Genomic DNA, 15641 nt, shown 5'->3' with positions numbered 1-15641 from the left:
CCCTTGGGGCGCCCCTGCCTGCAGGAAAGCCGATACACTCTCTACCTTGAAAGCGCTGTATTGATACACAGCCTGACGCTCTGGCTGCAAGGACCTTCTGGCATGGAAAATCTCACCCCCTCTGATCTGGATCGGCACCATGGTGCCCAGCGTTCAACCTGGGTCAGTGTTCTGGTCAATATCAGCTTGAGCCTGCTGCAAATTGTGGTGGGTATCTTCGCCCATTCCCAGGCCCTGATTGCCGACGCCATCCACTCCCTGTCAGACCTGTTCTCGGACTTTGTGGTGCTGATTGCCAATCACCATAGCCGTCGCGGCCCCGATGCCGACCACCCCTACGGACATTTGCGTTACGAGACCGCTGCCACCTTGGCGATTGGCGGTTTGTTGCTGGCCGTAGGCGCCGGCATGCTCTGGAATGCCATCTCTTCATTGCGGGACCCCAGCAGCATTGAGGCCGTCCATCCCGTAGCCCTACTCGTTGCCTTTACCGCTCTGTGTAGCAAGGAGCTCCTGTTTCGCTACATGCTGCGCGTGGCAAAACGTCTGCGCTCAACCTTGCTGGTTGCCAATGCCTGGCACGCCCGCTCCGATGCGGCCTCCTCCCTGGTTGTCAGCCTCGGCGTCCTGGCCAACCTGGCAGGCTTGCCCTTGGGCGACCCTTTGGCCGCCAGTATCGTGGGCTTGATGATTGTGCGCATGGGCTGGAAATTTTCTATCGGCGCGTTTCATGACCTGACCGACAAAGCCGTTGATCAGGAAACCGAGGAGCGCATCGCCAAGCTGTTACGCGAGACACCCGGGGTGGAAGGGATACACCAGTTGCGCACCCGCAAACTGGGCGACATGATCTGGGTGGAAGTCGATCTGGAAATGGACGGCACCTTAACGATTGCCCAAGGCCATGCCATCGCTGTGGCGGCAAGAGATCGCGTCATGGCTGAAGAGCCGGTACTGGATGTAATGACGCACTTTGATCCGGTCACCCCCAAACAGTAAGATTGCACTTACCTTGATCACTGGCCCAGGCAGCCCGCCCGGCTATGACGTGCGGCGGGCGCTCTCGGGGGCCAGCATCTCGACCAGCACCCGGGACAAGGCGGTCACCATCTCATTGGCGTGAGGCCGATGCAATATCGCCAGCTCAAAAGCGTCAATGCGCGGTAGTCCCTGAGCCTGCCCCAATTCAATATGATCCTGACGTACCGCACGCCGCGGCAGCAGGCTGATGCCCATTCCATCGGCCACAGCCCCCTGAATCCCGCTCAAGCTGGAACTGGTGAAGCTGATGCGCCAGCGCCGCCCCAAGGATTCCACGGCACTGATAATCTCTTCGCGGTAAACACCGCGACGCGGGAAGGTGACCAAAGGAATAGGGTCCAGATGAAAGACAGGATCAGTGGCACTGTCGACCCACGCCGTCTGCTCGGGCAGACAAGCCACCGCCTCGCGGGCATTATGCCGCTGCTTGACCAAGACCAGATCCAGCTCACCCTGATCATAAGCCGCCAGCAAATCACTGCTCAAACCACTGCTGACCTCCAGGCGCACTTGTGGAAACCGGCGGTTGAAACCAGCCAACGCCCGCATGGTCTGGCCATTGGTGAAGTCCTCCGGCACACCCAGACGCACGGAGATGGTTACCAAAGAACCCGACAAGGCTTCAGAGAGCTGATGGTTCAAGGCCAGCATCTGACGCGCGTAAGCCAGCAAGGTCTGCCCCGCCTCTGTCGTGCTGACACCACGACTGGCCCGGTCCAGCAAACGCAGTCCTGCCAATTCCTCCAGACGACGCACCTTCTGACTGATCGTGGACTGTGTTGAGTGCAAACGACTGGCTGCCGCTGTAAAACTGCCGCAGTCAACAACCGTCAACAAGGCCAATAGCAGATCCAGGTCATACAAAGGCCGGTTCAGACTGGGACTGCTGGATCGTTGATGATCCATGTGTTCACCCCCTTTTCTCTATTCTCGATGAGCGCCCGGGGCGTGGCAGAACGATTTTTTCAAGCTGCCACACCGGCCGTTAAGACGCATCTTGCGGTGTGGCAAACGGAGTCTGCCTGTGAATTGACCGCGCTGCCGCGTCAGAGCATGGTGGGAGACGAATGCAGATCCTGAGGGCGCCTGTCTGGCCCACTGCGCGCCAGGTTTCAAATCCGAGCCCACGCTTCCAGCTATTCAAAAAACAAATACAAGAGATTTATACATTTAATTTGTAAATATCACCAGCTCTCGTTAATGTGTATTGGTCCCGCGCATTACAACGACATCCCGCCTCTGCCTTTGGGCCGCCGCAGGGATTGCGCCGTGCCGTTCGACAGATTTTTCCTTACTGAATTTCATTGGGAATCAACATGTCCAAAGTCAATTACTACGCCCCGCCAGGCGGGCATCCGCCACAGACACAGCTGCTGACGGATCGCGCCATGTTCACCGAAGCCTATGCCGTGCTGCCCAAAGGCGTGCTGCAGGACATCGTGACCAGCTACCTGCCCGGTTGGGAAAACACCCGTCTGTGGGTACTGGCACGGCCTTTGTCCGGCTTTGCCGAGACCTTCTCGCAATACATCATGGAAGTCGGCCCGCAAGGTGGCAGCGACCACCCTGAGGATGACCCCGAGGCCGAAGGCGTGATTTTTGTCGTCAAGGGCCAGCTCGAACTGGTTCTGGAAGGCACCAAACACATCATGGAAGAAGGCGGCTATGCCTTTATTCCTCCGTCTACCAACTGGTCCTTGCACAACCGCAGCAGCGAACTGGCCAACTTCCACTGGATCCGCAAGCGTTACCAGCGTGTCGAAGGTCTGGATGCCCCCGAGGCTTTCGTGACCAACGAGAAAGACGTTGAACCCCGCGTCATGCCTGACACCGATGGTCGTTGGAGCACCACCCGATTTGCCGATATGTCCGACATGCGCCACGATATGCATGTGAATATCGTGAACTTTGAACCCGGTGGCGTGATTCCCTTTGCAGAAACGCACGTCATGGAACATGGCCTGTACGTTCTGGAAGGCAAGGCGGTTTACCGCCTGAACCAGGATTGGGTTGAAGTGGAAGCCGGCGACTTTATGTGGCTGCGTGCCTTTTGCCCACAGGCCTGCTATGCCGGCGGCCCTGGCCGTTTCCGCTACCTGTTGTACAAAGACGTTAACCGTCATGCCAACCTGACCATTGGCGGCAAACGCTAATATGGCCTGAACCCGAACAGCCGCTGCCTGCCAGCGGCTGTTTTGCGTTGCAGACAGGCCCAATCTGAACTGCCCGCCTTTAACCTCTTTAAGGTAGAGTCGGCACACCGAACACGACACAGCCCCACGTGTCAGGACTTATTCCAAGCTTTGCTCTCTCAGGGAGAAAAACATGAACGATAAACACTATCTGCTGCGGTCCATCCAGATTGCGAAAGAGAACGTTGACCGTGGCGGTCAGCCCTTTGGTGCGGTGTTGGTACGTAACGACCAAGTGCTGGCCGAAGGGGTGAATGAAACCTATATCGCCCATGATCCTACCGCGCATGCGGAAATCCAGGCCCTGCGCAATGCCAGCCAAACCTTCAAAAGCAGCCAGCACACCGGCAGTACCATGTATGCCAGCGGCATCCCCTGCCCCATGTGCATGGCTGCCATGATCGCGGCAGGCGTAGAGCGCGTGGTGTACTGCGCCGATGATAAGGAAGGGGCTCCTTTTGGCTGGTCCACCCAAGCCTTCTATCAAAAAATGCGCCAGGACTTCGGACAACAGGGTGTGAAAGTGGAACATTTGCCCTTGGCTGAAAAACGCCAAGTCTACGAAGACTGGCAAGCCCGTTTTGGTCAAGGCCCCGCCCAGGATTAGCCCAGCACCTTCAAGACCCTGCGTTCGCGCAGGGTCTTGCGTATTGGCATGGACAGAATGACAAGAAAAGCTTATAAATCGAATTGTTTATAGTAACGATTCTCATTTATTAATTTATTACCGAATCAGAACAGGCGACTGCACAGGTCCGCAATGTGGTTATGGCCGTAAGCACTGTGGCTCTGACGCATTGGGGCTGACGGCAGCCTCACGCCCGTTCTGCAGTCAGTTTGTTGTTGTTCACGTCCAAAGGAAATCCATGATTGTGTGCCGCCCCGCCTCCTTGAAAATGATTGTTGCCTCTGTCATGGGGGCCTTGCTGCTGAGCGCCTGCCAAAGCACACCGCAATCTCAACAGTCGGGCCTGAACGCGTCTCGTGCCAACACAGCCCCGCAGGCGCAGGTGAGCTTTCGCCAGGACTCAATCGAAGGGGCTTACGAAGTGCTGGCCGCCAAGGACAGCAATCAATTGTTCGTGGCTGCCACCCCTTTGTTTGAGGATCGTACCGCCGGCTTTGTGCATGTTCTGGACCAGGACACCTTGCAACCAGCACAGTTGATCCAACTGCCACGACGGGCATTTGCCTTGGGGCTGAACCAGAAAACACACACCCTGTACGTGGGCAATACCTTGGATGGCTCCTTACTGGCCCTCAATAGCCTGAACGGTACGGTCAAACAATTGATTCAGCTGGGCCAGAAAGAGGACAAGGGAGGCTGGGAACATACCCGCAAGGTCATCATTGATGAACAAGACAACCGCATCTTTGTGACCAACCCCGCTGAAGGGGGGCGTGTGTGGATTGTGGACGGCACCCAAGGCCGTATTTTGCACAATATCGACAATGTGGGACTGTGGCCTGCGGGTGCCGCGTATGACGCCAACACCAAGCGTCTGTTCGTGGGTCAGGGCGGCAAGGAAGAGATTGCGGTCATCAACCCCGCCACCGGCACGATCGAGCAGCGCTTTAGCACGGGCGATGCCAAAAGCGACAAGCGTGAGGACTCGCGTCACTTCTTTGTGAATGTGGCCCTGAGTGCGGATGGCAAGCAGTTGTTCGGCGCCGATGCCAATACCGGCAAGATCTACGTCTTTGATACCACCTCAGGGAAAGTGGAAAACTCGGTTGACGTCGGCCCAGGGCTGCTCGATATCGTCTATAACCCGGCTCGCCAGGAGTTGATCGCCACCAACCGCGGCGTGGATCGTGACTCGCCTGCTGGCACCGGCGCCATCAACATTCTGGATGCCCGAACTCTGGCCGTGAAACATCGCCTCAGCGCCCCCATTCACCCCAACAGCGTCACCTTGAGCGCAGACGGCCAGACCGCTTTTGTGACCATCAAGGCTCCGCATGGCGACAAGAGCCCCCATTACCTGAAAGGGGCCAAGGATAGCGTGCTGCGTCTGAACCTGAACCAACTCTAAACCTGCGGTCTGATACCCATCCCAAAGCCTGGTTTGTCCACTGTGCCAAGCCGGCTTTTTTTACCTCACACTGGGGTCCGCCCACCCGCGTAACCCCTTCTGAGCCTCGCATCCAGCCTGGTTTTGCCCCTGGCTCCTACCCTCTTTCCAGGTCAACCTCGGGGTGCGCCCGACGCATGTCACTCCCCTTGACACAAAGCGGTCTGGAAACCAGACCAAAAGCGGATTGCTGCAACCTGCCACTTGATCAATAGAATCAATTAGTGACCTAGCAAGACGCCTGCCGATTCCCGGCCAAGTCCATGCCTTTTCCGCCTCCAGAGATGCCCCACACAGGCATCTCTGGAGCGTTTTCTATTGCAGATGACCTATGGTTCAGCTAAACGCTTATCATCAGCCTATTGGCCCCGCGCTTGCCCACTGGCAAGCCCGCCCCCAACCTGCACGCTGCGTTCTTCAGGGCACATACTGTCGCCTGGAAGCCGTGGACCCCGACAAGCATGGCGACAGCTTGTATCAGGCCTACAGCCGCGCCCGCGACGGGCGCGACTGGACCTATCTGTCAGTCGGGCCCTTCAGCAACCGGATACAGTTCGATCAGCACCTCCACGCCATCAGCCAGGCCAGCAATGCCGTGCATTACGCCGTCGTAGACCAGACGACCGGACAGGCGTTAGGCACCCTGGCCCTCATGCGGATTGACGCGCAAAACGGCTGTATCGAGGTAGGTTTTGTCGCCTGGTCACCCGCCTTGAAACAAACCCGCCTGGCCACCGAAGCCCACTATCTGTTGATGGCCTACGCCATTGAGAAGTTGGGCTACCGTCGCTACGAATGGAAATGCGACACGCACAACGCCCCCTCACAAGCAGCAGCACGGCGTCTAGGCTTTCGTTACGAGGGGGTGTTCCGTCAGGCCGTTGTCTATAAGGGCCGTTCACGCGACACAGCCTGGTTCTCCATCACCGATAAAGAATGGCCTACCCTGAAAACAAATTTCCAGACGTGGCTGGCCCCGGAAAACTTTGACGGGCAGGGTCAACAAAAGCAGCGTTTGGGTCAGCATGTAACGCCCACCCCCACCGCTGCGGGCGTGCGCCGACTCCAGCAGATGCTCGCATTGCAATCCGAGCTGAATCAATTGATTGACCCGAACTGGCGAGTAGCCAAACAGGACTACTACCGCGCAATCTGGGTGGAATGCGCGGAGCTGGCTGCTTACCTGGACTGGAAGTGGTGGCAACAGTCCGAACGAAATCTGCCGCAACTACAGCTGGAGTTAATCGATATTCTGCATTTCGGACTGTGTGATGTGCTTCGCGCTAACGATGCCTTGCGCGAACAAGAAGCCGCTGCCGCGCTGGAACAGCTCCAACACGCCCAAGACACAGCCGCCGGTGATTCCACCACGCTCATGCATGCCCTGGAACGCTTTACCTTGCGAGTACTGCAAACCCGTCACTTTGATTTTGAGGGCTTTGCCTTGCTGGCAGGCCTGTGCGGTCTGACTCTGGATACGCTCTACCATGCCTACGTCGGCAAAAATGCCCTGAACCGATTGCGCCAGCTACGTGGCTATCAACAAGGCCACTACCACAAGCACTGGGGCGGGCAACAAGATAACGAACATCTGGCGCACCTGCAGGCGCGCCTGCCGGTTGAGCAGGACAACTACCTTGAGTTGATTCTGCAAGCCTTGCTAGAGCGCTATGACACGTTTTTTTCAGGAGAGACGCAAGCCCGCAACGGGGCTGCGCTACTACCTCCCCTTTCTTCACGCTGACAAAGGACTGTCCATGTACCTCGACTGCGATTGTTCCATTGATGTCTTTCTGGACTCGCCCAAACCGGACTCCAATCCCGTGGAAAATAATGACACGCGACATCCACCCGATCCCCGGCCACAGCCGCATAAGGTGCAACACCCCTGGTCCCGCTCGCGACGACGCGAGCGCTCCCGATGGCGTCAGGCATAAACGCAAAGGAGAAAAGTCGCCGCGCCCGGCTCATGCCGGGCCGGCATATGCGATCCCTCTTCATGCCAAATGGAATAGGATCTATGAGCCAAGGCACATAGCTCCTTTTGATTTAAATCAAGACAATGACCCCATCGTCGGCGCATAGACCGGCGAAGCATGCTAAAGGAGACAAATCGCATGGATACCCCCCTCAGAGACAAATCCTATTTCGATGAACGTGCCACCCAAGAGATGGCCACGCATCTACCCCAAGTCCAGCGCGACACCCGCGAAACCATGGCGTTTGCCTGTCGCATTCTGGCCATGACCGAACAGGAGGCCGGTCTGGCCGGCCAGATCAGTGTCCGGTCCGAGCGTCCCGGGGCCTACTGGACCCTGCGCTTTGGTCTGGGTTTTGATGAAGCCACACCCGATGACTTCATTGAAGTTGATCGCGACCTGAACACCCTGAGCGGCCAGGGCATGGCCAACCCCGCCACCCGCTTTCACCTGTGGGTGTACGAAGCCCGCCCCGACGTCAACTCCATCATTCACACGCACTCACCCTGGGCGACCGTGCTGGCGACCGCCCGCCAGCCTTTGGTGATTTCGCAAATGGACATGACGCCGTTGCACAATGACTGTGCGTTTCTGGGCGAATGGCCCGGTGTACCCATTGCCGACCAGGAGGGCGTTATCATTTCCAAAGCGCTGGGCGACAAGCGCGCCATCATCCTGGCTCACCACGGTTACCTGACTGCGGGAAAAAGCTGCCAGGAGGCGACCTACCTGTCGGTCTACCTGGAGCGTGCGGCACGCCTGCAGGTGCGTGCGCAAGCGGCGTTTGGCCCGCTGACTCCCGTCGATGACACTCTGGCGGCCGAGGCCCACGACTACCTGCTCAAGCCCTCCATTGTGAACGCGACCTTCGATTACTGGTCCCGTCAGACCCAAGGCATTGCGCCCTTAACAACGACTCGCTGACGCCCACACTCAACACCCCGCTTCCACCAGGAGGTCGCTATGACGATGCCTCACACCGGACAGGCGCGTTCGTCGCGCCAGTACGTCACTGCTGGCTTGGCCAGCATGATGGGAACCACCATAGAGTGGTATGACTTTTTCCTCTACGGCACTGCTGCCGCACTGATCTTCAACAAGATCTTTTTTCCCGCCTTCGACCCGATTACGGGCACTCTGGCGGCCTTTGCCACCTATTCCGTAGGCTTTTTTGCCCGTCCCCTGGGCGGTTTTGTGTTCGGCCATTTCGGGGACAAGCTGGGCCGAAAATCCATGCTGTTAATTACGCTGTTTCTGATGGGTATTCCTACCATCCTGATCGGACTGATTCCCTTCTACGACAGTATTGGCTATTGGGCGGCCGTCCTGCTGGTCCTGATGCGTTTTTTGCAAGGGGTTGCCGTGGGAGGTGAATGGGGTGGCGCTGTCCTGATGGCGGTGGAACACGCCCCGGATGGTAAAAAAGGTTTTTTTGGCAGTCTGCCCCAGACCGGGGTCGCGCCGGGCCTTATTTTGTCCTCTTTGGCGATGGGAGCCGTTGCCAGCCTGCCCGAAGAAGACATGTTGAGCTGGGGCTGGCGCCTGCCCTTTCTGGCCAGTGTCGCGCTGCTGTTGGTAGGCTGGTGGATTCGAGCCAAAGTGGTCGAATCTCCAGACTTTGAGCAGATGAGCAAAAAGGGCAAGCAGGTCGCTATTCCCGCCCTGGAAGTGCTGCGTCACTACCCCCGTGAAGTGCTGCTGGTGGTCGGCGGCCGCCTGGCTGAAGTCACCTGGTTTTACACGGTGGTGACCTTCGCCCTGGCTTATGCCACCACCACCCTCGGGGTAGAGCGTAGTGTGATGCTCAATGCCACGGTATGGGGCGCCTTTGCCGCGCTGTTCACCATGCCCCTGTTTGGCGTACTGGGCGACCGTCTCGGCTTTAAATGGGTCTTTATGGCGGGTACGCTTTGCATGCTGGCATTCTCCTCGCCTTTCTTCTCCATGCTGGGCAGCCTGGACACCGGCACCATCACCTTGGCGCTGGTCATTGCCATTGGTCTGGTCTATGCAGCACTCTATGGCCCGCAGGGCGGTCTGTTTTCCACGCAGTTCCCCCCCGAGGTACGCTACAGCGGGATCTCAATCGCTGTCCAGGTCTCTGGCGCCATCGGTGGCGGTCTGGCCCCTTTGGTGGCGACTTCCTTACTGGCCTATGGAGACGGACAACCTGACTACATCGTCTGGTATCTGAGTGCGCTGGGCTTGATCGCTTTTGCCAGCAGTTGGTTCATGCACGGACCGGCCCACTTCTCCCTGCCCAATCTTTCCCGTCCCAAGGTGCGCACATGAGCACGGCCGGCATTCACTACTACTTCTGGATGAACTCGGATTGGGCTTACCTGGGAGCCGACCGTCTGGAGGCGATCGCCCGCAAACAGGGTGTCCCCATCCATTACAAGCCCGTCGATTTGCCGCAGGTGTATGCCCGTACAGGGGGTGTGCTGCTCGGACAACGCTCCCCCGAACGCCAGGCCTATCGGATCACTGAACTGCAGCGCTGGTGCCGCAAGCTGGGCACCCCCATCAACCCCACGCCCCGCTTCATGTGCCCGGATGCCACGCTGGCCTCGACCGTGGTCATCGCCATCAATCAGGCCGGCTTGCCCGTCCTAGAGCTGTACAAGGCCATACTGCGGGCGCAATGGTGTGAAGAGCGCAATATTGCCGATCCAGCAGTACTGGCTCGAATCATGCAGTCACAGCACCTGGACGCTGACTACTGGTTTGAACAGGCGCCGCACATGCAACAACGCTATCAGGCTTATACCGACGAAGCGATTGCAGCCGGTGTATTCGGCTCACCCTCCTATGTGTATCAGGGCGAGCTATTTTGGGGGCAAGACAGGCTGGACATGCTGGACGAGGCCATCCACATGCATCCTGCCCCGGCTTAAGTCGACGTTCCGACTAGTGTTCAACGGGTTTTACAGCAAGGGCAGAACAAGGCTACCAAGCTTGTTCTGCCCTTAGCGATAGTCGCGTCAGAGACTGGCTGCGCCCCGTCTCCATCCTGCTCAATGTCATTCAAGAGCGAGGACCCCAAAACGGTCTAAAAACCATCCCAACACCGAAGCCCGGCGCTTGAGAAAGCTCAACACTCAGCCCCCCCAGGGTTCACGTCGATGCTCGTTCACTGACTGACTGAGCGCCGCGGATGAGTCCTCACAAAAAAACGGGGAGGCTCGGGTGAAACACCTGCGAACGGCTACACGCGCAGACCTGAAAAGCAACGGCAGACCTGCCAAAGCCCCCTCATTCGTTCGGTCTTAAAAGCCGTAGAATCACGCTTGTTCCTGCCAGGAAAATTCACCCATACGTCAACGTAGCATTGCTGAGAATCGACTTCTGGGTTCGGCCTAAAGCCCGGGATTCCGGCTTTCAGCACGCCGCCTGCCAAAAATAAAATGCAATGAGCAATTTTGAAAATTTACTTTTTCCGTTGATACAAAATGTTATGTCTGCCGTACGAATCATATCGATAGATTTTATCTATTCATAGAGTCTGTATTCTGAAGGAATTGGCTACTTGAGCAATGCCAGTAAAGGTAGCCGTCTTCGACAGAAGAAGGGCGCGGGGCTTTATATTGAACAAATACGCCACTATAAAGTGTCAGCCGGATCAAAAAACCAGGATTTTGCTGATCTCCAATAACACTCGACAGCACGAACACCTTCTGCAATCTCTGCTGGCTGGAGCGTTTCGGGTTTCTGTTGCCGCTGATGGAGTGCAAGGCTACACCAAGGCCCAGCTAACGCTACCCGAACTTATCCTGATGGATAAACAAGTAGGCGGGATTGATGCCTTATCGCTGACACACATGCTGCAAGGGCTAAAAGCAACCGCTCACATTCCCATCATCATTCTGGATTCACGCAGCGAAAGCAGCAGTGAAGAATGCGTCAATTTCCTGAAGGCAGGAGCCGTTGATTACATTGGCAATCCCTATGCCGTTGACGAAGTCAAAGAGCGCATCAACGTTCCTTTACGTAATCCCAAACAGGCGCTCTCCCACCTCTCTGCCGGCAAGCCTCTGACCCAACGGCCCAGCACCACTGCTGAAACCAGCATGCTGATCTACGCCATTCAAAAAACAATCGATGCCAATCTGGGCTCACCGCCCAGCCAGAAAGAACTGTGCGATATGTTCAAGATCTCAAGACGAAAAATCATGAATATATTTCAGCGCAATTTCGGCTTGAGCGTCAGCAACTATATCCGACTGCAGCGTATGTATCGGGCTGAGTATCTGCTACGAACGACCGCCTTGAAAATTGATGTCATCGCAACCGACTTGGGGTTTTCCAGCCCGGCCAATTTCTCGACCGCATTCAAAACCTATGCAGGTGTGGCGCCTGGCAAATTCAGACAGGCCATTGAAAAAAACAAACTCCCCACAGAAAAAACACCAGCTCTTCGATCCCTGGGTTCTCCCTCTTTTTCATCAGAATGGTGCCCACCTTAAATAGGAGGGAATAAAGCGGCACGCAGGTGCGCAAAAGAAGATTCCCGTCCGCGAAAGCACCACTTGGGAAGCCCCCGACTTGCCGTATGGGCACAGGATGATAAAATCGTGGGCTTGAATAGCTCAATTCAAAACAGATCCGGGACGACCTGGATCTGCCTTTTCAATACAGGGACGGCCCTACTCCTTCAAAAGGAGCATCCACGATGGTCCACCCTGCCTCACCCTCACATGCCCTGGCGCATGTTCCTGCTTCCCATTCCTGCCTGTTTTTTGAGCACGACGCATCGCGTCGCCTGGCCATCTTCAGCGTTGCGCGCGGGAAACAACAACCATGAAACACACCGGCTCCTCCCCTCTGCTTGCACCTGTCACCTGGTTACGCCTGTTCGGCTCCTGGTCCATTGTGGGTCTGTTCACGGTTTTTGGCAGTCAATGGCTGGGCGACTCCCTGAACGGCACTACGGCAACCCTCGCCTTTCTGGTTCTGTTCATCACCATTCTGGCCGCCTCCTTTGGCGTCGTTCGTGAGGCAGACCATCTGGCCCATCAACTGGGCGAACCTTACGGCACCCTGATCCTGACTTTATCCATTGTGCTGATCGAGGTCATTCTGATTGCCTCGGTGCTGCTGGGGCCGGGCGACTTTCCCACCATAGGCAGAGATTCGATCTATGCGGTGATGATGATTATTCTGAATCTGATCACTGGGCTGTGCCTGATTGCCGGCGCGGCGCGCAATGGCGATCAGGCGTTCAACCGTCAGGGTACCCGCACCTACCTGTCCATGATCGTCTTGCTGACCAGTATGGCGCTGATACTGCCCAACTACACCCGCACTGCGGGCGAGTTCAGCACGACACAGGCCATCGGCATTTCGATACTGACGGGCCTGATCTATGCCCTGTTCCTGTCTCTGCAAATGGGTAGCCGTCGTCATGACTATATGCAACCCCATGACACTGTGCCAGGCGCCAAGAACGCAACGCCCCCACCGCGTGATCCCCAGGCTACCCGCGCCATGCTGATACGCAGCCTGGTGCTGATCGCCCTGATTTTGCCCATTGTCTTGCTGGCGCATGATTTGGCCATCGTGACCGATTACGGGATTGCCGCCTCCGGCGCGCCCGTCGCCGTCGGGGGGGTGCTGATTGCCATTATCGTGTTCACCCCCGAGTCCATTACCGCCATCAAGGCCGCCATGAACAATGAAATGCAACGCGCCATCAATCTTTGTCTGGGGGCCTTTGTCTCTACCGTTGGGCTGACCGTACCCGTGGTCCTGCTTATCGGCTTGATAAGCGGTAAACAGGTCGTTATGGGTATCAGCAATACCGACATGGTGCTGTTTCTGCTTACCGTCATGCTGAGCATGCTGAGCTTTGGCGGCCCACGTACCTCTCCCATTCACGGCTATATGCACCTGATGGTTTTTGCCGTGTTCGGACTGCTGCTGTTTTATCCCTGATTAGGCACCAAAAGGACCCCTCTTGACGCAGACAGACGGGCCCGCCCGCCTCGCCTTTACTTTTTCTGCGCCGCAATAAGCTGCGCCAGCCGCTGAATGGACAGCGGTGCGCAGCCTTCTGCATCATTGCTGATCGTCACATAAGCAGCTTGGCCCGCCCCCGTGATGCCGCCAATCGTGCGTGCCAGCACGGTACGCGTAGGCAAGTCCTCGCTGACAATGGCATTAAAAGGGGCGTGTTTTTTCTGAGCATCGGCATAACCGTAGGCCCCAAACTCCCGATTCAGATTCCAGCGACACACCAAAGGACCGGGCCATAAGGCGCGCAATATCGGCAACTGCTCCTCGATGGGCGGCATCTTGCCATGCAGGCCCAGACAAAACGTTGCTCCATTGGCCTTGAGCGTATCGACCAGATTTTGACTCAGCAGCTCGGGGTCTCGCACTTCTACGGCAAGCACCACTGAGGAGCCTTGAGGCAAAGCCTCGCGTGCCGCCGCCAGCATGTGCCCCAATTTATGGAACAAGTCGACGGGCCGATGCAACCAAGCCCAGGACAGTGGGCTTAACTGGAAGACCAGTACCCCCAGGCTGGCCCCCAAGCCCTCCACGGCAGGCTGCACAAACTGCTCCACCGCCAGACGCGGGTTCAAAAAGTCGGGATTGGACTTGCGCACCTTGCCCTGCTCATCGCGCACTTGCGCGTCCGTAATCAGGGATGGACACTTCACGACGAAGCGAAAATCCTTATCGACCTGCGCGGCGTAGGCGCCATACTGCGTGACCGTCAAAGGACGCCAGAAAGTCCGATCAATGCACACCGCGCGCATTAAGGGGTGTTGGTGGTAGGCCTCCAGGCCGTGCTTGGACAAGGTACTTGGCTCGTACTCGCCAGCCCAGACCAAACCTTGCCAACCGGGGTAAGACCAGGTGGAGACACCGAAACGCAGGGTTTCAGGCAGCTGAGCTGCCAGCTCGCTTAGCTCCAGGGCGGAAGCAGCAAGGCTGACTTTGGTGATTTTGCGTCGCGAGAGGGCGGCGGGCTTTGAGGCGGGTGGCTGAGGAATGGCATCGCCGAAAAGATCTTCTTGCATGCCAAATATAGTGCCATGGGAAGGAGCTGGTCGCCAATGAGCAACGTGATCAGCATCGTTTGATGAGGAATCAGCTGCGCAGCTTGCTTAAGCTCCGCCCATGCTGTGCGCGCCTCAATGCGGGCTTTTAGAACAACACGACTGTCCAGTGCATGCTTGGGCAGCCAAGTAGGTAGCTGGATATAAGGCTGGCTCGGATTCCACACAGCATCAAGCATCATGATGCCAAATCTCGATTTCGTCGACAGGTTGCCGCCTTATGTCGTCACCAGTGACACGTCGATAAAAGGTGTACTTATTTTCAATACATAGCGACGTGCATCCAGTTTCGCTGAAAGAATCAGCGGCTACCACAGCCTAAGAAGTAGAAATGCAGTCGTTTTGCAGCCCAACACACCCGAATCCCGAGAGCGGCAAAGCCTGGCTTGGGAAAACGTTGCAGAAAAACGGGGGAGTTGGAAACAAAGCAGAACTGGAGCGGGTGATGGGAATCGATCCAATCATTCAACCCATTGATTAATAACGGGTTTCCCAAGTTCGGATGTCCGGTTTGGGCCGTAAATGATACCAGTTTTGCCCTCCTGATGGATAGATGCATCCACTGCGGTCTTAGGGCAGCCACTGACAGCCACTGAGTTGTGTGCCCAGCGGTCTGCTCCTAAGCGAAGCGGCATCAGGCGCCCTGAGCTTGTGCTACATGCAGAGCTCTGCTCTCGAATCGCACGGAAACAGAGTTCGCTTGCCCCTGGGGCCTATGCAGGTGCGTCACGATCTCGTAGGGGCCGTCGTCCAGGGGGCGCATGCTGACTCCCCATCCATGGGCGTGCTTGATGCGCGATTGCGCGGATAGCCCGACACCGTAGCCGGCAGAAACCCATAGCGCCATCATCTCGAAAGACGTCACGTATTGAAGTTTTTGCGGGTCGGCGGACGGGAGCGAGAGCAGCCGATGATCCAGTGAAGAACAGGCCTCAGCCTGCAAGCGAAAGATCGGGTAGTTCTGTAGGTCAGCGATGGTGAGCGATGCCTGATCCAGCAATGGAAACCGCAGCGGCATCGCAACGGCCATGCTCTCAACCCACAAGGGCTGGGTTTGGATGACCGGATCGCTCGCCTCTTGAAGCGACACCCCTACGTCGTAGCGGCCTTCACGAAGTCCATCAAGCAACTCGTCACCTGCAACCTCAAAGAACCCGATGCTGACCTCTGGTTCTTGCGCACGTTGCAGCGCGAGCAGCGCCGAAAGCCGAGATGACGATACGCCTGGCGCTATCGCAAACCTGAGGTGGGCGGGCTGGCTGGTGATGTTGTTCATGGAGAACCCAC

Annotated in this window: 14 protein-coding genes; 11 read left to right on the top strand and 3 right to left on the bottom strand. The window is 57.0% G+C overall.

Going from position 1 to position 15641, the window contains the following annotated elements:
- The first annotated feature begins 102 nt into the window (after positions 1-102).
- On the top strand, positions 103-999 hold the full coding sequence (locus RSQ48_RS02655; RefSeq protein WP_003803929.1) for a cation diffusion facilitator family transporter: 897 nt from the start codon (positions 103-105) through the stop codon (positions 997-999).
- Positions 1000-1041: 42 nt separating this feature from the next.
- Here RSQ48_RS02655 and RSQ48_RS02650 read toward each other — a convergent pair whose 3' ends face one another.
- Positions 1042-1947, bottom strand: a complete 906-nt coding sequence (locus RSQ48_RS02650) for a LysR family transcriptional regulator (protein ID WP_059318623.1) — start codon at positions 1945-1947, stop codon at positions 1042-1044.
- A 410-nt stretch (positions 1948-2357) separates the two neighbouring features.
- Between RSQ48_RS02650 and RSQ48_RS02645 the strand changes: the two genes are divergently transcribed.
- From RSQ48_RS02645 to RSQ48_RS02600, 10 genes are all read left to right on the top strand, one after another.
- Positions 2358-3194 (top strand): bifunctional allantoicase/(S)-ureidoglycine aminohydrolase, encoded by an 837-nt coding sequence (locus RSQ48_RS02645; protein ID WP_003803937.1) that lies wholly within the window; start codon positions 2358-2360, stop codon positions 3192-3194.
- A 172-nt stretch (positions 3195-3366) separates the two neighbouring features.
- Entirely contained in the window at positions 3367-3840 is a 474-nt protein-coding gene (locus tag RSQ48_RS02640; RefSeq protein ID WP_003803938.1) for a nucleoside deaminase, read from the top strand.
- 259 nt (positions 3841-4099) lie between these two features.
- Positions 4100-5269 (top strand): YncE family protein, encoded by a 1170-nt coding sequence (locus RSQ48_RS02635; protein ID WP_415302141.1) that lies wholly within the window; start codon positions 4100-4102, stop codon positions 5267-5269.
- A 370-nt stretch (positions 5270-5639) separates the two neighbouring features.
- Complete coding sequence (locus RSQ48_RS02630; RefSeq protein WP_415302140.1) at positions 5640-7052, top strand: GNAT family N-acetyltransferase; 1413 nt, start codon at positions 5640-5642, stop codon at positions 7050-7052.
- 13 nt (positions 7053-7065) lie between these two features.
- A complete protein-coding gene (locus tag RSQ48_RS02625; protein WP_131071271.1) occupies positions 7066-7245 on the top strand; it encodes a hypothetical protein in 180 nt (59 codons plus the stop codon).
- A 180-nt stretch (positions 7246-7425) separates the two neighbouring features.
- Positions 7426-8211, top strand: coding sequence for an aldolase (locus RSQ48_RS02620; protein ID WP_059318619.1), 786 nt, complete (start codon positions 7426-7428; stop codon positions 8209-8211).
- A 39-nt stretch (positions 8212-8250) separates the two neighbouring features.
- Positions 8251-9579: an MFS transporter gene (locus RSQ48_RS02615; RefSeq protein WP_415302139.1), complete on the top strand. Its 1329-nt coding sequence runs from the start codon at positions 8251-8253 to the stop codon at positions 9577-9579.
- On the top strand, positions 9576-10184 hold the full coding sequence (locus RSQ48_RS02610) for a 2-hydroxychromene-2-carboxylate isomerase (protein WP_131071268.1): 609 nt from the start codon (positions 9576-9578) through the stop codon (positions 10182-10184). Before RSQ48_RS02615 ends, RSQ48_RS02610 begins: the two co-directional genes overlap by 4 nt.
- 639 nt (positions 10185-10823) lie before the next feature.
- Positions 10824-11753: a DNA-binding response regulator gene (locus RSQ48_RS02605; RefSeq protein ID WP_230406241.1), complete on the top strand. Its 930-nt coding sequence runs from the start codon at positions 10824-10826 to the stop codon at positions 11751-11753.
- A 334-nt stretch (positions 11754-12087) separates the two neighbouring features.
- Positions 12088-13221 carry a calcium:proton antiporter gene (locus RSQ48_RS02600; protein ID WP_059318615.1) on the top strand — a complete coding sequence of 378 codons (1134 nt, stop codon included), beginning with the start codon at positions 12088-12090 and terminating at the stop codon, positions 13219-13221.
- 56 nt (positions 13222-13277) lie between these two features.
- On the opposite strand, the gene RSQ48_RS02595 is transcribed toward RSQ48_RS02600, so the two are convergent.
- A complete protein-coding gene (locus RSQ48_RS02595) occupies positions 13278-14315 on the bottom strand; it encodes a DUF72 domain-containing protein (RefSeq protein ID WP_415302138.1) in 1038 nt (345 codons plus the stop codon).
- Between the two features lie 673 nt (positions 14316-14988).
- Positions 14989-15630, bottom strand: coding sequence for a substrate-binding domain-containing protein (locus RSQ48_RS02590; protein ID WP_415302137.1), 642 nt, complete (start codon positions 15628-15630; stop codon positions 14989-14991).
- Positions 15631-15641 lie beyond the last annotated feature (11 nt).

Origin of the sequence: Alcaligenes sp. SJTW-7 (genome assembly GCF_047716895.1) — a bacterium.
GTDB classification, from domain to species: domain Bacteria; phylum Pseudomonadota; class Gammaproteobacteria; order Burkholderiales; family Burkholderiaceae_B; genus Alcaligenes; species Alcaligenes ammonioxydans.
This window is presented reverse-complemented; position numbering and strand designations above follow the sequence as displayed.